Source organism: Arthrobacter sp. CAN_A2, assembly GCF_015752045.1.
In the GTDB taxonomy this organism is placed as follows: Bacteria; Actinomycetota; Actinomycetes; order Actinomycetales; family Micrococcaceae; genus Arthrobacter_D.
This window is the reverse complement of sequence record NZ_JADOUS010000001.1, coordinates 292,627-310,506: the sequence shown is the minus strand read 5'-3', so window position 1 is coordinate 310,506 and position 17,880 is coordinate 292,627. Positions and strand designations below refer to the sequence as shown.

General features: G+C 69.9%; 13 protein-coding genes. 9 read left to right on the top strand and 4 right to left on the bottom strand.

All coding sequences use genetic code 11. The features are described from left to right. Positions 1-48 precede the first annotated feature (48 nt). The 4 genes from IWX63_RS01380 (at position 49) to secA (ending at position 6,112) form a co-directional block, all read left to right on the top strand. Positions 49-1,125, top strand: a complete 1,077-nt coding sequence (locus IWX63_RS01380) for a ComF family protein (RefSeq protein WP_199276356.1) — start codon at positions 49-51, stop codon at positions 1,123-1,125. 125 nt (positions 1,126-1,250) lie between these two features. After that, positions 1,251-1,970 (top strand): ribosome hibernation-promoting factor, HPF/YfiA family, encoded by a 720-nt coding sequence (gene hpf / locus IWX63_RS01375; protein ID WP_199276355.1) that lies wholly within the window; start codon positions 1,251-1,253, stop codon positions 1,968-1,970. Between the two features lie 87 nt (positions 1,971-2,057). Continuing rightward, positions 2,058-3,281 (top strand): winged helix-turn-helix domain-containing protein, encoded by a 1,224-nt coding sequence (locus IWX63_RS01370; protein ID WP_334685531.1) that lies wholly within the window; start codon positions 2,058-2,060, stop codon positions 3,279-3,281. A gap of 122 nt (positions 3,282-3,403) precedes the next feature. Continuing rightward, complete coding sequence (secA, locus tag IWX63_RS01365; RefSeq protein ID WP_199276354.1) at positions 3,404-6,112, top strand: preprotein translocase subunit SecA; 2,709 nt, start codon at positions 3,404-3,406, stop codon at positions 6,110-6,112. Here the strand turns inward: secA and IWX63_RS16680 are convergent, their stop codons facing one another. Together IWX63_RS16680 and IWX63_RS01355 are read right to left on the bottom strand one after the other, a co-directional pair. Then, positions 6,113-6,679, bottom strand: a complete 567-nt coding sequence (locus IWX63_RS16680) for an Rv3235 family protein (RefSeq protein WP_334685530.1) — start codon at positions 6,677-6,679, stop codon at positions 6,113-6,115. Positions 6,680-6,844: 165 nt separating this feature from the next. After that, positions 6,845-7,672 (bottom strand): LysM peptidoglycan-binding domain-containing protein, encoded by an 828-nt coding sequence (locus IWX63_RS01355; protein ID WP_199276353.1) that lies wholly within the window; start codon positions 7,670-7,672, stop codon positions 6,845-6,847. Positions 7,673-7,794: 122 nt separating this feature from the next. Here IWX63_RS01355 and IWX63_RS01350 point away from each other — a divergent pair, with 122 nt between their 5' ends. After that, positions 7,795-8,355 (top strand): hypothetical protein, encoded by a 561-nt coding sequence (locus IWX63_RS01350; RefSeq protein WP_199276352.1) that lies wholly within the window; start codon positions 7,795-7,797, stop codon positions 8,353-8,355. A gap of 54 nt (positions 8,356-8,409) precedes the next feature. Here IWX63_RS01350 and IWX63_RS01345 read toward each other — a convergent pair whose 3' ends face one another. After that, entirely contained in the window at positions 8,410-8,637 is a 228-nt protein-coding gene (locus IWX63_RS01345) for a helix-turn-helix domain-containing protein (RefSeq protein WP_199276351.1), read from the bottom strand. A gap of 186 nt (positions 8,638-8,823) precedes the next feature. Between IWX63_RS01345 and IWX63_RS01340 the strand changes: the two genes are divergently transcribed. The 4 genes from IWX63_RS01340 (at position 8,824) to IWX63_RS01325 (ending at position 17,323) form a co-directional block, all read left to right on the top strand. Further along, complete coding sequence (locus IWX63_RS01340; RefSeq protein WP_334685529.1) at positions 8,824-9,480, top strand: SAF domain-containing protein; 657 nt, start codon at positions 8,824-8,826, stop codon at positions 9,478-9,480. Continuing rightward, positions 9,477-10,808: an AAA family ATPase gene (locus IWX63_RS01335; RefSeq protein ID WP_199276349.1), complete on the top strand. Its 1,332-nt coding sequence runs from the start codon at positions 9,477-9,479 to the stop codon at positions 10,806-10,808. The genes IWX63_RS01340 and IWX63_RS01335 overlap by 4 nt, the downstream gene beginning before the upstream one ends. A 47-nt stretch (positions 10,809-10,855) precedes the next feature. Continuing rightward, positions 10,856-15,682 (top strand): NAD-glutamate dehydrogenase, encoded by a 4,827-nt coding sequence (locus tag IWX63_RS01330; RefSeq protein ID WP_199276348.1) that lies wholly within the window; start codon positions 10,856-10,858, stop codon positions 15,680-15,682. A gap of 162 nt (positions 15,683-15,844) precedes the next feature. Continuing rightward, a complete protein-coding gene (locus tag IWX63_RS01325; RefSeq protein ID WP_199276347.1) occupies positions 15,845-17,323 on the top strand; it encodes a sensor histidine kinase in 1,479 nt (492 codons plus the stop codon). A 136-nt stretch (positions 17,324-17,459) separates the two neighbouring features. Here IWX63_RS01325 and IWX63_RS01320 read toward each other — a convergent pair whose 3' ends face one another. Next, a complete protein-coding gene (locus IWX63_RS01320) occupies positions 17,460-17,708 on the bottom strand; it encodes a WhiB family transcriptional regulator (protein ID WP_055769355.1) in 249 nt (82 codons plus the stop codon). Between the last annotated feature and the right edge of the window lie 172 nt (positions 17,709-17,880).

Sequence of the window (17,880 nt, the reverse complement as noted above, 5' to 3'; positions counted from 1 at the left end):
CCCAACGCCCGGACCCACGTCCGGGTCGCGGTCTGGTGGGCTGGGGGAGTGCCCCTCACCGACCCCTCGTCCGTCCTGGACCGGATCGTCTTCGGACGGCCCTACCGGCGCACCGCTGATGCCCTCACCGCCTTCGCGGCGCTCGTCCTGCCGTCGTCCTGCGTGATCTGCGGGCAGTGGGGCACGTCCCTCTGCGCCGCGTGCAGTGCGGTCTTCCGGCGCGCGACATCGCGGCCGTTCCGCGCGGAAGCAGGAGCCGAATCCCTGCCCGACGTCCCCCTGGTCCCGGGTGGGGCGACAGGCGCCGCCGCCCATGACCCGGTCTTCGGCCCGCTCCCCGTCGTCGCCGCCGGGCGCTACGGGCGCGCGGTGTCGGGGGTCCTGCTCGCCTTCAAGAACCACGGCCATGTCGACCTCGCGGCCCCCGTGGAGGCAGCCCTGGCCGGGGCGCTGCACGAGGCCGTCGCCGGTCTGGGCGGCGGCAGGGACGGCCCGGTCACGGGCCGCCCGATCCTGCTCGTCCCGGTACCCACGCGCGCCTCGTCGCGACGGCGCCGCGGCTACGATCCGCTCATGCTGCTGCTGTCCCGCCTGGACCGGGGCGGCGGCCTCCCGGCCGGTACGAGGCTCGTTGCGGGGACCCGGCAGGTGTCTCCGGTGTCGCGACTGGCCGGGAGCCCGGTCCGCGGCGGGGTCGACGGGCTCGTCCGGGACGGCCTGGCTGTGCTGTCCGGGCCGCGCGGCGGACAGAAGGGCCTGGGGCGCCGCCGCCGCCGCGCGAACGTCCTGCACTCGATGCGCGGCCGCGGGGACGCGCGGGCGCTGTTCGCGGACCGCGACTGCATCATCGTCGACGACGTCCTCACCACGGGGGCCACGATCGGCGAGGTGCATCGCGTCCTGCAGGGCTGCGGGGCGCGGGTGCTGGGGGCCGCCGTCATCGCGGCGACGTCCTCGCCCGGCGGTGCCCGCCCCGACACGGTGACCGGCATGGTGACCGGCAGCCCGCCGGTCACCCTGCCGGACGGGAGCTTGCCGGACGGGGCCGGCCGGGCAGGGTTCCACCGACCCTACACAGGCCCGGCCCCGGGGAAGTACCGGAATTTCCGGAGCGGCGAGGGATGAATAACGGAGGGGGGTGAACTAACGTGAAGTACGGGTACAACACAGTGACGACACGTACCCGTCGGTGGCGGCTCTGCGGAAACGCCTCGGCCGCCGTCGTATCACCTAGTGATGTGGAGGGCACCATGGAATTCGTGATCAATGGTCGGAACCTGGCGGTATCGGACCGTTTCCGTGAGTACGCGACGGAGAAGATCGACAAGATAGAGCAACTCGGCGACAAGGTGCAGCGCGTCGATGCGAAAATCACCAAGGAGCCCAGTGCACGCATGGCGGAGACCTCCCTCACGGTCGAGCTGACGGTGATCTGCAGGGGCCCGATCGTCCGGGCAGAAGCCTCAGCGGCGGACAAGTTCGCCGCCTTCGATCTCGCCTACGGGAAACTGCTCGAGCGCCTCCGCCGCGCACGCGATCGCCGCAAGGTCCACCACGGTCGACACACCCCGGTGGCCGTCCGCATCGCCACGGCCGATCTCGAACCCGCCGATCCCGCGCAGCCCCTCTACCTCGAGACAGCGGCCGCCGCCCCGACATCCCAGGAGCCCACCCGGCAGCCGGACGACGACGCCTACGCCTCGCCCGACGACGTTCCCGCCGGCGACTCGCCCGTCCTGATCCGCCGCAAGGTCTTCTCCGGTGTCCCGATGACCCTGGACGACGCCGTCGACAGCATGGAACTCGTCGGGCACGACTTCTACCTCTTCGTCGACTCCGCTACCGGAGCCCCCTCGGTGGTGTACCGGCGTCAGGCCTGGACCTACGGAGTCATCACCCTCGACTCGAACGGCGCGGAAGGGACCGAGGAGCTCCTGGCCTACCGCGCCAAGGAAGCCGCCTCCGCCTAGCCGCGTCCGCCACGGGCGGCACCTGCCGCCCGTGTCCCTCGCCGACGTCGATTGAACTGCCTCCGCGTCCCGCGCGGAGGCAGTTCCATGCAGGAGACCATGCCGAACCTCACCCTCGCCCAGGCGCGGCGGATCGCCCTCGCCGCCCAGGGACTGCATCGTCCCCGCCGTCAGGAGCACTCGTCCGCGCGTGCCGTCGCGACCGCCGCGCGGCGCCTCCAGGTCATCCAGATCGACTCGGTGAACGTCCTCGCCAGGTCCCACTACCTGCCCCTGTTCTCGCGCCTCGGATCGTACGACCGCGCCCGGCTCGACACCCTCTACTCCCGGTCGCCGCGCCGGCTCGTCGAATACTGGGCCCACGAGGCGAGCCTCGTACCCCCCGAGCTGTTCCCCCACCTGAGGGCGTGGCAGCGCAGGACCTGGATGGGGGCGGGCAGCATGCCCGCCGTCCTGCGCGGACCCCTCGAATCAGCGGTCCTCGATCTGCTGGACCGGGGGACACCGCTCAGCGCGGCGACCGTCCAGCGGCAGCTCGGCGGGGATGCCGTGCGCCCCGTGGACGGCTGGGGGTGGCGGTGGACCGCCACGAAGCGCGTCCTCGAGGATCTCTTCGCCCGCGGCGAGATCGGCTCCGCCGGGCGGACCGACCAGTTCGAACGCCTGTACGCGCCCATCGGGCGAGTGCTGCCCGACGCCGCACTCGCCGTCGCCGCCCCGGACAGGACGGAGTCCCTCGCGGTCCTGGCCGAGCGGGCCGCGGGCGCGCTCGGTGTCGCATCCGCACGTTCCGTCGCCGACTACTTCCGGACCCCGGTCCGGGAGACACGATCCGTCCTCGACGCCCTGGTGGACTCCGGGGCGCTGGAGACGGTGACCGTCGACGCCGCCGTGGAGCCGTGGTACCTGCACCCCGCGGCGGCCCGTCCGCGCCGGGCGGAGGGGCGGGCGCTCCTCAGTCCCTTCGATTCCCTGGTGTTCGAGCGGGACCGGCTCCACCGGCTCTTCGACTTCCACTACCGCATCGGGATCTACACGCCCGCCGAACGGCGGACGCACGGGTACTACGTGCTGCCCTTCCTCCTGCGTGACTCGTTGGTCGCGCGGGTGGATCTCAAGGCGGATCGTGCGTCCGGACGGTTGCTGGTCCGCACAAGTCACGCGGAGCCCGGCGCCCCCGCCGACACGGCGGCCCAGCTCGCCGACGAGCTGCGCCTGCTGGCACAGTGGCTGGGGCTCGACGACCTCGTGGTCGAGGACCGTGGCAACCTGGCGTCCGCGCTCTCCGCGCAGGTCGGCACGCTACTCTGAGCGGACACACAGTTCCGCATCGCTGCGGCGTGGCGCGCGGGAACTGGAACGGGGGGCCGAACGTCTCTCCCGTAGACTAGAGACGCCATCTTTGGGCAGCATCAGATTGGGAGCAAATACCAGTGCCATCACTTCTTGAACGAGTTCTACGCACCGGCGATAAGAAGACACTGAAGCGACTCCGGAACTACGCTGACGCGATCAATGTCCTGGAGGACGAATTCCGCGAGATGTCCGACGCAGAGCTGCGCGGGGAGACCGAGCGGCTGAAGAAACGCCTCGCCGACGGCGCCACCCTGGACGATCTCCTCCCCGAAGCCTTCGCCGCCGTCCGCGAGGCGTCGAGCCGCACGCTCGGATTGCGCCACTTCGACGTCCAGCTGATGGGCGGCGCAGCCCTCCACCTGGGGAACATCGCCGAGATGAAGACCGGCGAGGGCAAGACCCTCGTCGCCACCGCGCCCGCCTACCTCAATGCACTGAGCGGCAAGGGCGTGCACGTCGTCACGGTCAACGATTACCTGGCCGAATACCAGTCGGACCTGATGGGACGCGTCTACCGGTTCCTCGGGCTGACCAGTGGCTGCATCCTCTCGAAGCAGGACCCCGCGACACGCCGCGAGCAGTACGCCGCGGACATCACGTACGGCACGAACAACGAGTTCGGGTTCGACTACCTGCGCGACAACATGGCGTGGAGCGCCACGGAGCTCGTGCAGCGCGGCCACAACTTCGCCATCGTGGACGAGGTCGATTCGATCCTCATCGACGAGGCGCGTACCCCGCTCATCATCAGCGGCCAGGCGTCGGGTGACGTGAACCGCTGGTACAACGAGTTCGCGAAGGTCGTCCAGAAGCTCGCGGTCGACGCCGACTACGAGGTGGACGAGAAGAAGCGCACGGTCGGCGTCCTCGAGGACGGCATCGAGAAGGTCGAGGACTACCTCGGCATCTCGAACCTGTACGAGTCGGCCAACACACCGCTCATCGGGTTCCTGAACAACGCCATCAAGGCCAAGGAACTCTTCAAGCGGGACAAGGACTACGTGGTCCTCAACGGTGAGGTCATGATCGTCGACGAGCACACGGGCCGCATCCTCGCGGGCCGGCGCTACAACGAAGGCATGCACCAGGCGATCGAGGCGAAGGAGGGCGTGGAGATCAAGGCGGAGAACCAGACCCTCGCCACCGTCACGCTGCAGAACTACTTCCGCCTCTACGACAAGCTCTCGGGCATGACCGGTACCGCCGAGACCGAGGCCGCCGAGTTCATGTCCACCTACAAGCTCGGCGTCGTCCCCATCCCCACCAACAGGGACATGGCGCGCAAGGACCTCTCCGACCTCATCTACAAGAACGAGGTCGCGAAGTTCGACGCCGTCGTCAAGGACATCGTCGAGCGTCACGAGACCGGCCAGCCCGTCCTGGTGGGTACGACGAGCGTCGAGAAGAGCGAGTACCTGTCGAAGCAGCTCGCGAAGGCGGGCGTCCGCCACGAGGTCCTGAACGCCAAGAACCACGCACGCGAAGCCGCGATCATCGCGCAGGCCGGCCGCAAGGGCGCCGTCACCGTCGCCACCAACATGGCAGGCCGCGGCACCGACATCATGCTCGGCGGGAACGCGGAGTTCAACGCCGTCGCAGCGCTGGAGAAGCTGGGGCTCGACCCGGCGGACAACCCGGAGGAGTACGAGGCCCGGTGGCCCGGGGCCCTCGAGACCGCGAAGGAAGCGGTCAAGGCCGAGCAGGAGGAAGTCCGGGAGATCGGTGGCCTGTACGTGCTCGGGACGGAACGCCACGAGTCGCGCCGCATCGACAACCAGCTGCGCGGCCGTTCCGGCCGCCAGGGTGATCCCGGACGGTCCCGCTTCTACCTGTCCCTGACCGATGACCTGATGCGCCTGTTCAACTCGGGCGGTGCCGAGCGGATCATGAACAGCGCGACCATGCCCGACGACGTCGCCCTCGAGTCGAAAATGGTGTCGAAGGCGATCGAGAGCGCGCAGGGCCAGGTCGAGGGCCGCAACGCCGAGCAGCGCAAGAACGTCCTGAAGTACGACGACGTGCTGAACCGCCAGCGCGAGGCGATCTACGGGGACCGCCGGAGGATCCTCGAGGGCGACGACCTCAGGGAGAAGGTGCAGTTCTTCCTGGAGGACGTCATCACCGCGATGGTCGATGAGGCGACGGCACAGGGCCACGGCGACGACTGGGACTACGACCTGCTGTGGACGAACCTCAAGACGCTGTACCCGATCACCCTCACGGCCGCCGAGGTCATCGAGGAAGCGGGCGGGGCGTCGAAGCTCACCCGCGATTTCCTGCACGACGAGATCCTCTCCGACGCCAAGCTGGCCTACCAGGCGCGTGAGGAGTCGCTCGGGGACCAGACGATGCGCGAACTGGAGCGCCGCGTGGTGCTCTCGGTCATCGGGCGGAAGTGGCAGGAGCACCTCTACGAGATGGACTACCTCAAGGAGGGCATCGGCCTCCGCGCGATGGCGCAGAGGGATCCGCTGGTCGAGTACCAGCGCGAGGGCTTCATCCTCTTCCAGGCGATGATGGAGTCGATCCGCGAGGAGAGCATCGGCTACCTGTTCAACCTCGAGGTGGAGGTCTCCGCGCCGGCCCAGACCGGTCTTCCCGGTGTCACCGATGGCCGCGGAGTGGTCCAGGCGCCGACGATCAGGGCCGCCGGACTCGAAGCACCCGCCAAGCCGGCCACGCTCAACTTCACCGCGCCCAACGCACAGGGCGACGCCGAGGTGCACGTGGAGCGGAACAAGGCGCAGGCCGCGCCGACGGCAGGCAGGAAGAGCAAGAAGAAGTAGTCAGCCGATCTCGAGGGCGGTCACCCGCCACACTCCGCGCCGTCGCTCTATCCGAAGAGCGACGGCGCGGACGCGTTTCCGGTCGAAGGCGACCACCGCGGCCTCGTACACACCCGGACTGACGGGGCAGACCCGGGCGGAACGGACCAGGACGTGCCGGTGTGCGCTCTCCGGAGTGTGTCCGCCCCGGCTGGCCGGACCCGCGGCGACGCAGCGGACCAGGTTGGCGCGCATCTGCAGCCGTTCGTAGTTCTCGGTGTCCAGCCAGCGGGCCAGCTGCTGCAGCGGGCGTGTCCCGCCCAGCACCTCGAGTGCACCCTGGCAGACGGATCGGGCAATCCCGGCGATCCGGCGCTCGGTCTCATGATCCGCGCCCCCGGCGGCGTGCCCGTCCTCCAGCGGATCGGCGGCCGGTCCGGGGTCGGCGGCCGGTTCCGCCGGTGGCCTCAGCGGGATCACGGTGGCCTGCGCGTCCGCCGGGCGGGGAGGCGCCGCCAGCAGTGGTCGCGGTGCGCCGCTGGCCTCGGCGAGCGGGGCGGCGGGGCGGAGCTGGGTTACGGCGTTCATGCTGGTTCCTTTCGTGGACTGGCTGATCGACTGGCTGGTGGCCTGGCGGGCACGCGTTGCCCGGCGCCGTGTGGGCGGGGGCTCCCGCGGGACGGTGCTGTCGTCCCGGCCCCGCCGGACGGGCGCGGTACTGCCGTGTGCTGATGGGTCGGCGCGCGCGGATCCCTAGCCGGAGGGCGCGTGCAGGACCGTGCCGGGGAACAGCAGGGACGGATCGCTCCCGATGACGGAGCGGTTGGTGTCGTACCAGGCGGGCCACGCCTCGGCGATGTCCGCTGCGGTCGCCAGCGGTCCGAGCCGGGCGGCGACGATCGACCACAGGGAATCACCCGGCGCGACGACGACCTCCTCCGCATCGACGGTGGTGCGGGTCTCCCCGCGCAGCAGGGGCCCGCCGTCGACCTGCATCGGTTCCGGTTCCCAGGCCGGTGACACGGGCCTGGGCGCAGGGTCGGAGGACTCCGACTCCCCGAGGGATGCGGGTGGTTCTGCCCCGTGCCGGTGGGCCTGGCCGCCGCCGGCAGGCGCCGCGCGGGGTACCCGGTCCGGGGCCCCGGACCCCCCTGGCGCGGCGCCGATCCCGATGCCCGAGGCGGATGGCCGTTCGACGGCGATCGCCGCCGGGACCTGCCCCGACCTGCCCTCCGAGGGGACCGTCGCGGCCTGTGCCAGGGCGGGAGCGGCGAGGAGATTGACGCCGAGCAGTGCGGCGGCGAGGCGCCGCATCATCGCGGGGGTGCAGCCGGAGGCGAAGGCCGCCACCCGGGATCGGCCGCGTCGCTGCAGTAGCTCCGCGAGCACCGCCACGACGAACAGGAGCATCCACACGCCGACGACGGCGAGTCCGATGCCCGCCAGCGCCACGCCGAGGACGCCTTCCAGGGCGGGTGCGCCCGGTGCCTGCCGGCCGGCGAGCAGGGCGGCTCCTGCTCCCGAGATGACGGCCCCACATCCGAGGACCATTCCGGCGTGGATCGTGTCTGACCTCTGCATCGCATCGCTCCTCATCAAGGAACCCAGTTTGATGTAGTTTGATGCAGTTTGTCCAGAGGAGAGCGGTTGAACTGTGGATCACGCCGATTGACGCCGAACGCGGGCGGTCCTAGGTTGGGGAGATGCGCTGGGATGCCCTCTTCAATGACCTCGAATCGCAGCTCCAGGCGGCCGCGATCACCGTCCAGGAGGGTGAGATCAGGGAGCGCACCCGCGCCGAGCAGGCGCGCTTGACCCTGGCCCAGAGGCTGCTCGGCCAGGTCGGCCGGCCGCTCGGGGTCTCGACGCGAGGCGGTCGGTCGCTCGAAGGGACCCTCACGAACGTCGGCTCGGAGTGGATCGCCGTCGCGGTGGAGGGGCGGTCCGTCATCGTGCCGTTGTCGTCACTGCACCTCCTCCGGGGCATGGGGCGCGGCGTCGGCCGACCGCTGTCGGCCGTTGGGGCGCGGCTGGGACTGGGGTCGGCGCTGCGGGTCCTTTCCCGCGACCGGGCGTACGTGGCACTCTGGACCGGGTCGCCCCAAGCCCGGTACGTAGGGATCATCGACAGGGTCGGCGCGGACTTCATCGATGTCGGGACGGCCGGACCCGACTCCGGGAGACGCCCGGGGCAGGGGAAGGACATCCTGACGGTGCCGTTCGCGTCCATCGACTCCCTCGATGCGGCGGGGACGGTCGACTGAGGACGGCGTCGCCCCCTCCGGATGGGGAACGGGCGGGGGTCTTCGCGGGAGCGGTCAGGCCGGCGGGGTGCTCCCGGCGCCGTTCTTCAGCGCTGACGCCGTCTTCTCATAGGCTTTCGCGATGTACTCCTCGAGGACCCGCGTCTCCACGCGCCACTGACCCCGACCGCCCACCTGGATGGCCGGCAGTTCACCCGATCGGACCAGGGCGTACGTCTGCGACGAACTGATGTTGAGTACCTCGCCCACGTCGGCGAGGGTGAGGAAACGCCGCTCGGCCACGGGTCCGCCTTTCCTGGTGGTTCGGGGTGTGTAACCAGTCTGCCACCGCGGTGCCCGATTGAAGCGGTTCTCCACACGTCGACCCCATTTGCCGTCGACAGGTTCCCTTGGGGCCCACCGTGCACAACAATGACGTGCGGGGAGTGGGGCCCGATCGGGGCGCCACCGGTCGAGCGGGGGACGACAGTGAGTACCGACACGCGCGCCGTGCAGTTGCCGAGCGAGGCTCCGCGTCTGCGGAAGCCGTCCTGGAAGGATCCGAGACTCCTGATCGGACTTCTCCTGGTCCTCGCGTCGACAGCGGGCGTGATCGCGCTCCTGGACAGCCAGGACTCCACGACGCAGGTGTATGCGGCCCGGGAGGACATCGCCGTGGGGTCGAAGCTCACGCAGGAGGACCTGGTGGCCGTGCCGGTCCGCCTGGGGGACCGGCACGGCGCCTACCTGCCCGTGGCCGGCGGCGTCCCCGACGGAGCGGTGGCCACACGCCTCGTCACCCAGGGAGAACTCGTCCCCGCCGCCGCCCTGGGCAGTACCGACGACCTCGATCGGAAGCCGGTCGGGCTCACGGTCCAGGATCCGCTGCCGAGCGGGACGGCGGCAGGGGACCGGGTGGATGTCTGGGTGTCGCTCCGCACCGACACGAATTCCTACGAGGAACCGCGGCTGCTCCTCGAGGCCGCGGAGGTGGCCGAGCTGACGGTGGGGGAGTCCGCCCTCGGAGCGAGCTCGTCCACTCTCGTCCAGGTCCTCGTGGACGACGACGCGATGCCCGCGTTGCTGGGCGCGCTGTCGAACGACGCCCGGATCGCCGTCGTCCTGAACCCGGGAGCCGGTTCGTGAGCATCCCGGTCATCACCCTCGGAGCCGTGGCGAGTGCCTTCGTGCCTGGGCTGGAACAGCTGCGCGGACCCGTGACCGTCGTCCGTCGCTGCGAGGAACTCGCCGAGCTCGTCGCAGCGTGCCAGACCGGCCTCGCACGCGCGGCGATCATCGCTCCCGGTGCCGCCGACCTCACCGCTTCCCTCGTCGACCGCCTGCGTTTCACCGGCGTCGTCATCATCGCGCTCCGTGACCACCCGCCCGGAGCCGCGGATCCCGTCGTCGACGGGATCGACTACGTCGAGGCGTCGGTGGAGCCCGCGGTGCTCGCGGCAGCCGTCTCCCGGGCGGTGGGCCGGTTCGAGGCGGAATCCGCGCGTCCGCGCGACTCCCATGCCTATGCCGATCCGCTGGGTCTGCCGGACGTCATGGTCCCGCAGCCACCCGACGCGACCGAGGAACCCGGCACCGGACGCATCGTGGCCGTGTGGGGACCATCCGGCGCCCCGGGACGCACCACCGTGGCCCTGAACATGGCCGCGGAACTCGCCGCGGCGGGCAGCTCGGTCCTGCTGGTCGACGCCGACACCTACGGGGCGAGCGTCGGCGCGTCCCTCGGGTTGCTCGACGAGTCGGCCGGGCTCGCGCAGGCCTGCCGCATCGCCGACCAGGGCCGTTTCGACGGCGCGGCCCTCGGCCGGATCGCGGTGAGCGTAGCGGTGAAGGGCGGCCGCCTGCGCGTACTGACGGGGATCACCCGCCCGGATGGCTGGCCCGAACTCCGGCCCGCGGCCCTCGGCAAGGTCCTCGAGGCAGGGCGCTCCCTGGCGGAGGTGACCGTCATCGACCGCGGATTCTGCCTCGAGGCCGATGAGGAGCTCAGCTTCGACACCCTCGCGCCGCGCCGCAACGGGGCTGCGCTGCGCTGCCTGGAGGCCGCGGACACGGTTCTCGCGATCGGTGCGGCGGACACCATCGGCGTGCCGCGCCTGGTGAAGGCGCTCGCGGAACTCGACGACGCGGTCCCGACGGCGACACCCCGTGTGGTCTTCAACAAGGTGCGGGCGGCAGCGGTGGGCCGCGCTCCCGAGACGCAGCTGCGGGAGGCCTGGGAGCGCTTCGGGCCGTCCGTCAGGATCTCCGCCTTCCTGCCCATGGACCATGCGGCGGCGGACCGGGCGCTGCTCGCCGGGACGGCCCTTCTCGAGACCGCACCGGCCTCCCCGCTGAGGCTCGCGATCGCCGCCCTCGCCGATGTCCCCGCCGCCGGGGACACGCGGCGGCGTCGGCCCGGACAGCGACCGCGCAACGTGAAGTTTCCGGGCATCCCGGCTAGGCTTCCACGGTAAGAGGTCGCAACGGCGCGGCCTTTCATTTCGTTACGGAGGCCCTCCCCATGTCGTCTGGATCCAGGACAACGGATCAGTCAAGCTCGGACACGTCACGGGAGGAATTCGTAGAGCACTACTTCGAGCATCTCGCGCGCGAGGACGCCGTGGGATACCTCCCCACCGATCTCCGCCAGCGGGCGTTCGCCCACCGGGACCTCGCCGAATCCCGTCAGCCGGGGACGGCCGCCATCGGCGTCATGGATCAGGGCAACTCGAGCATCGTCATGATCGTCACCGACGACATGCCGTTCCTGGTCGACTCCGTCACGGCCGAGCTCGTCCGCCAGAATGCCGCGATCCGGCTGGTGGTGCACCCCACGTTCCTGGCTGTACGGGAGGACGAATCCCACGCACTCACGGCACTCCAGCGCGTCCCCTCGACCGCGGGCGCGTCGAGCGGCGACACCGCGGCCCTGCCGAACATCGGTGACCTCGCCGGCCTGGACGGACGCACCACGCACATCGAGTCGTGGATCTCCGTCGAGGTCGCGCGGCTGTCCGACGCGGCGGCAAAGGAATCGGTCATCGACGGCCTCCACCGGGTCCTGGGCGATGTCCGTGCCGCGGTCGAGGACTGGCCCGCCATGCGCAGTACGGTGCGCTCCGTCGAAGCGTCGCTCGGGTCGGTCGCCGGTGCCGAGCAGCTTCCGGATCTACGCCAGGCGCAGGAACTCCTCCAGTGGCTCGACAACGGCAACTTCACCTTCCTCGGCTACAAGGAGTACGACCTCGTGACGGACGAGGACGGCGCAGATGCGCTCCTCGTCCGCGAGGGCAGCGGTCTCGGACTGCTCCGGCACGGAAGCGGACACCTGCAGCAACTCACCGCGGCGGGACGCGCGAAGGCACGCGAGCGGCGGGTCCTGGTGATCACGAAGGCGAACTCGCGGTCGACCGTGCACCGCGCCGCGTACCTCGACTACATCGGCATCAAGAGCTTCGACGCCCAGGGCAACGTCGACGGCGAGCGCCGCTTCATCGGCCTGTTCGCGACCAGCGCCTACACCGGTTCGGTGCGCAACGTACCCCTGGTGCGCGACAAGGTCTCCGAGGTGCTGCGCCGCTGCGGGTTCCCCTCCGACTCGCATTCGGGCAAGGACCTGCTGTCCATCCTCGAGACCTACCCGCGCGACGAGCTGTTCCAGATCGACGTCGCCGACCTCGTGTCCACGGCGCTCGGGATCCTGCGCCTGCAGGAGCGACGGCGGACGCGGCTATTCCTGCGCCCTGATGTGTACGGCCGGTTCATGTCGGCCCTCGTCTACCTGCCCCGCGACCGATACACGACCAGCGTCCGGCGGCGCATCGAGGGCGAGCTGCGCACTGCGCTGAACGCCGAGTCCATCGATTTCGAGGCGCGGATGAGCGAGTCCGCGCTTGCGCGGCTGTTCTTCCGGATCAGGCTGCAGCGGGGAGCCGAGATCCCCGCGATCGACACCGCCGAGCTCGAGGACCGCCTGGTCCGCGCGGCCCGCTCCTGGTCCGAGGGAGTGGTCGAGGTCGCGCAGCAGCGCTTCGAGCAGGACGGCGCGCAGCGTCTCGCGACGCTGTGGGCGGAGTCCTTCCCTCCCAGCTACCGGGTCGACTACGAGGTCGAGGACGCCCTGGAGGACATCTCGCGGTTCGAGCGGCTGGCCGCGGCGGGCGACGGCGCTCCGCAGCTCCACGTGTACGTGCCGCAGCGGCGGGACGCCGAGGATGCCCGTCTCAAGCTCTACCTGAACGAGGCGAAGAGCCTCACGCAGATCCTGCCCTACCTCCACAACCTCGGGCTCGAGGTGCTGGACGAGCGGCCCTTCGAGATCACCCGGTCGGACGATCGCTCGTTCTTCCTGTACGACCTCGGGCTGAGGTTCCCGACCGGCATCGCGCCGCTCGACACCGCGTCCCTGCTCCGCGACGCGTTCACGGCGGCCGTCGTGGGCGACAGCGAGTCCGATCAGTTCGACCGGCTCGTGCTCAGCGAGGAACTCGGGTGGCGCCAGGTGGTGATCCTCCGGGCCTACGCCAAGTACATGCGCCAGATGGGCAACACCAACTCGTACGGTTTCGTCGCCGACACCCTGCTCCGTAACCCGGCCGTCACCCGGGCCCTCGTGGCGCTGTTCACGGCACGCTTCGATCCCGACCTCACCGGTGACCGGGACGCCGTCTCCGACGCGGCCCGGACCACGCTCGAGGAGGGCATGGAGCAGGTCCCGACCCTCGACGCGGACCGCGTCCTCCGGACCTTCGCCAACCTCATCGAGGCGACCCTGAGGACCAACTACTTCCAGGACAAGCGCCACGTCAGCCTCAAGTTCGACACATCCCGGATCAACGGTGCGCCGTTCCCGCGGCCGAAGTTCGAAATCTGGGTCTACTCCCCGCAGGTCGAAGGGGTGCACCTGCGTTTCGGCAAGGTGGCCCGCGGGGGCCTGCGCTGGTCGGACCGACGCGAGGACTTCCGGACGGAGGTGCTTGGCCTCGTCAAGGCCCAGACCGTGAAGAACGCGGTGATCGTGCCGACCGGGGCCAAGGGCGGCTTCTTCGCCAAGCAGCTCCCCGACCCCTCGCTCGATCGCCAGGCCTGGGTCAGCGAGGGCCAGGCCAGCTACCGCACCTTCATCCGCGGGCTGCTGGACATCACCGACAACGTCCTCACGAACGGCACCACCGAGACGGTGGCACCGCCACCCCGCGTGGTCCGGCACGACGACGACGACGACACCTACCTGGTGGTCGCCGCGGACAAGGGCACCGCGTCCTTCTCGGACATCGCGAACGAGCTGTCCGCCGAGTACGACTTCTGGCTCGGCGACGCCTTCGCGTCCGGCGGATCGGTCGGCTACGACCACAAGGCCATGGGCATCACCGCGCGGGGCGCCTGGGAGTCCGTGAAACGGCACTTCAGCGAGTTCGACGTCGACACGCAGACCGACGACTTCACCGTCGTCGGCGTGGGCGACATGAGTGGTGACGTCTTCGGCAACGGGATGCTCCTCTCCGAGCACATCCGCCTCGTGGCCGCCTTCGACCACCGCCACATCTTCCTCGACCCGAATCCGGACGCCGCGGCGTCCTTCGCCGAGCGACGCCGCCTGTTCGAGCTGCCCCGCTCGAGCTGGGAGGACTACGACACCGCGCTGATCAGTTCCGGCGGCGGCGTGTACCCGCGGCAGGCCAAGTCCGTCCCCATCTCTCCCGAGGTGAGGCAGGCCCTCGGCCTCGACGTCGGGATCACCCGGCTGAATCCGCCCGAACTCCTGCGTGCGATCCTGCGGGCCCCCGCCGACCTGCTGTACAACGGCGGTATCGGGACCTACGTGAAGGCCTCCGACGAGACGAACGCCGACGTGGGCGACCGCGCCAACGATGCCATCCGGGTGAACGGCGGCGAACTGCGTGCGCGCGTCGTCGGTGAGGGCGGGAACCTCGGGATGACCCAGCTCGGACGCATCGAGGCGGCGCTGTCCGGGGTCATCCTCAATACCGACGCCATCGACAACAGTGCTGGCGTGGACTGCTCGGACCACGAGGTCAACATCAAGATCTTCGTCGACCGGATGGTGCGGGCCGGGCGCCTGCTGCCCGAGGAACGCGCGGAGTTCCTGCATTCCATGACCGACGAGGTGGGCCGGCTGGTCCTCCAGGACAACATCGACCAGAATGTGCTGCTGCTCAACGACCGTCAGCGGGTCATCGAATGGGGTCCCAGCTACGAGCGCATGATGGACTGGCTGGAGAAGACGGTCGATCTCGACCGGAACCTCGAGGCGCTGCCGACCTCGGCCGAGCTGCGCAAGCGGATGGACGCGGGCCAGGGCCTCACGTCGCCGGAACTCTCGGTCCTCGCGGCCTACGCGAAGATCGAACTCACCCGGGTGCTCTCGGCGAGCACCCTCGCCGACGATCCGTACTTCAGCGGCACGCTGCGGCGCTACTTCCCGCGCCAGCTCGTGGAGCGGTTCGACGACCTGCTCGACACCCATCCGCTGCGCCGGGAGATCATCTCGACCGTCGTCGCCAACGACATCATCAACATGGGCGGGATCACCTTCGCCTTCCGGGTGATGGAGGAGACCTCCGTCCCCGAACCGGTGATCGCCCGAGCCTTCGTGGCCCTGCGCGAGATCTACTCGCTGGACGAGACCGTGGCCGCGCTCGCGGCGCTGCCGGCGGACTTCCCCACGGACCACTGGTGCACCGTGCACCTCGACCTGCGCCGGCTCCTGGATCGTGCCGTGCGCTGGTTTGTCAACCATGTCGAGCCGGGCACCTCGGTGGATCAGGACATCGACGCATTCAAGCCGCTGATCGCCCCGTTCCACATGCATCTGTGCGAGTACCTCCGGGGCCGTGACCTGGAGCGGGCCCGCAGCTGGAGGGCGAGGGCCTCGGAGTGGCACCTGCCGGAAGAGCTCGGCCGGCACTGGGCCGAGCAGTTCGAGTCCTTCGCCCTGCTCGACATCGCTCGTTCCACGCGCAAGATCGACGAGCCGGTGCAGAACATCGCCCACGTCTACTACGCGGTGTACGACCGCTTCGAGGTCGACAACCTGCTGGAGCGCATCACGAAACTGCCGCGGACGGACCGGTGGCAGGCTCTCGCCCGGGCGGCGTTGCGGGACGACCTCTACTCCACCGCCGCGGACATCACCGTGGCGGTCATGCGCGCGTCCCACGACATGCAGGACCGCGATGCGGGGGAACGGCTCCAGGCGTGGCAGGACCAGAACGAGGACCAGCTCCAGCGGGCCAGCAACATGTTCGCCGAGGTGAACAAGCTGGAGCAGGACGACATCTCCTCCCTGTCGGTGGCGCTGCGGCTCCTCCGCTCGATCGTCCGCTGACGGTTGCTCCCGGTGGGCGTGTCCGGCCGGGAGTGACAGACTGGACCCCGGCATCCCCGCCGGCGGTCCTCCGTCCGGGTGCGGCCTCTCCGCCGTCGGTCAGGGGCCTGCCCGGTGGTACCGGTGGTACTGCCGTGCCGGCCCGAGCAACAGAAAGACGTCATGGCTATCTTCACTGATCCGATCCGCGAGTTCGAGGGGTTCGAACCCGGCGACGCCGAGTGGCTGCATCTCCTGGTGGGGGACTGGCAGATGGTCGCCGATCTCGCCTTCGCCGACCTCGCGCTGTGGTTCCCGCTCGACGGCGGCGGGTACGTCGCGCTGGCGCACGCCCGGCCGTCGACGTCGCACACCGTCTTCCACACCGACTTCGTGGGTGAGCGGATCCGTGCCGACCTCCAGCCGCTCGTCGACGTCGCCTGGGCGTCCCAGAAGATCGAGCGCTCGGGTGAGACCAACTGGACCACCGAGATGGCGATGCGGGTGGAAGCCGTGCCCATGGTGCGGAACGGCCGCACCCTGGCCGTGGTGACGACCCACATGGACCTGTCCAGCTCGAGGATGCCGTCCCGGCTCGAGCTCACCTACCGCCAGTGCGCCTACGACCTCCTGCGCATGGGCACGCTCGGGCTGTGGCCCGACTTCGCGACTCCGACCGGGTCGCGGCGCGGCGCTCCCCGCGTGGGAGACGGACTGATCAGGCTCGACGTCGACGGCATCGTCCAGTACGCCAGCCCCAACGGGGTCTCGGCGTTCCGTCGCCTCGGGGATGTGGAGACCCTCGAGGGGCGGCCGCTCGCCGAGATCACCACCGCCCTGCTGAAGGACCGGCGGATGGTCGACGAGACGCTGCCCCTGGTGGTGACCGGCAGGATGCCGTGGCGCACCGAGATCGAATCCCGCGGCGTCAGCCTGTCCCTGCGGGCCATTCCGCTGCGGGACGAGAAGGAGCGCTTCGGGGCCCTCGTCCTGTGCAGGGACGTGTCCGAGCTGCGACGCCGCGAGATGGAGCTCGTGTCGAAGGACGCGACCATCCGCGAGATCCACCACCGCGTGAAGAACAACCTGCAGACCGTGGCGGCGCTGCTGCGGATGCAGTCCCGTCGCATGGTCAGCGAGGAGGGGAAGCTCGGCCTCGAGCAGGCCATGCGCCGGGTGTCCACGATCGCCCTCGTGCACGAGACGCTCTCGCAGGGCCTCGCCCAGAGCGTCGACTTCGACGAACTCATCTCCCGCCAGTTCCGCCTGTCCGCCGAGGTGGCGTCACCGTCCCAGGCGGTCCGGACCGAACGGAGCGGGGATTTCGGGGAGCTTCCCAGCGACCTCGCGACCCCGCTGGCCCTGGTGATCAACGAGCTCGTCACCAACGCCGTCGAACACGGTCTCTCCGGGCGTGCCGGGACCGTGTGGCTCAAGGCGAACCGGCGGACGGAGGACGACGGCGAGGACATCCTCCGAGTCACGGTCGAGGACGACGGCGTGGGCCTGCCGGTCGGCGGGCACGCAGAGGGTCTGGGACTCCAGATCGTCAGGACGCTGGTGACGAGCGAGCTCGACGGGACGATCAAGTGGAGCACGCGTCCCGGCGGGGGCACGTCGGTGGCCCTCGAGCTGGGACTGCGCCTCAATCAGGGGTCGTAGGGCGGCCGGCGGGACGCAGCGCCCGGAGAGCGGGCGCGTACGACGAAGGGCCGCCCACCGGGCGGCCCTTCGTCGTACGGACGGAACCTGCGTGAAGCAGGGTTCCGCGGCTCCGGGCCGGTCGGCCCGGAGCGCCTTATGAAGCTCGGCGGGCCCTTGCGGCCCGACGCTTGAGCGCCCGGCGCTCATCCTCACTCAACCCGCCCCACACTCCGGCATCCTGCCCGGATTCGATCGCCCACTGCAGGCAGGTGTCCTGCACCTGACAGCGACGGCAGACGCTTTTCGCTTCCTCGATCTGAAGAAGCGCCGGTCCGGTATTGCCGACCGGGAAGAACAGTTCCGGGTCCTTGTCCAGACAGGCCGCGCGACTACGCCAATCCATGGTGATCACATTCTCCTTCAGCCTCGCGCATCGTGCGTTTGTGAAAACATTCACGAGGGGGCTCATAGTAAAGGGGCCGATTTCGGCCCCCGGGATTCAACTGAGATTAAGGCTGTCACGTAACCAAGCGGTAAACAAGGGCTTGACCGGTCTAATTGAACCGACGGGTGAG

Bases quoted from the DNA above. Each gene is read 5' to 3' on its own strand.
- IWX63_RS01370 (WP_334685531.1), top strand. From the start codon at position 2,058: ATGCAGGAGACCATGCCGAACCTCACCCTCGCCCAGGCGCGGCGGATC.
- IWX63_RS16680 (WP_334685530.1), bottom strand. From the start codon at position 6,679: ATGAACGCCGTAACCCAGCTCCGCCCCGCCGCCCCGCTCGCCGAGGCC.
- IWX63_RS01325 (WP_199276347.1), top strand. From the start codon at position 15,845: ATGGCTATCTTCACTGATCCGATCCGCGAGTTCGAGGGGTTCGAACCC.
- IWX63_RS01330 (WP_199276348.1), top strand. From the start codon at position 10,856: ATGTCGTCTGGATCCAGGACAACGGATCAGTCAAGCTCGGACACGTCA.
- IWX63_RS01320 (WP_055769355.1), bottom strand. From the start codon at position 17,708: ATGGATTGGCGTAGTCGCGCGGCCTGTCTGGACAAGGACCCGGAACTG.
- IWX63_RS01355 (WP_199276353.1), bottom strand. From the start codon at position 7,672: ATGCAGAGGTCAGACACGATCCACGCCGGAATGGTCCTCGGATGTGGG.
- IWX63_RS01350 (WP_199276352.1), top strand. From the start codon at position 7,795: ATGCGCTGGGATGCCCTCTTCAATGACCTCGAATCGCAGCTCCAGGCG.
- hpf (WP_199276355.1), top strand. From the start codon at position 1,251: ATGGAATTCGTGATCAATGGTCGGAACCTGGCGGTATCGGACCGTTTC.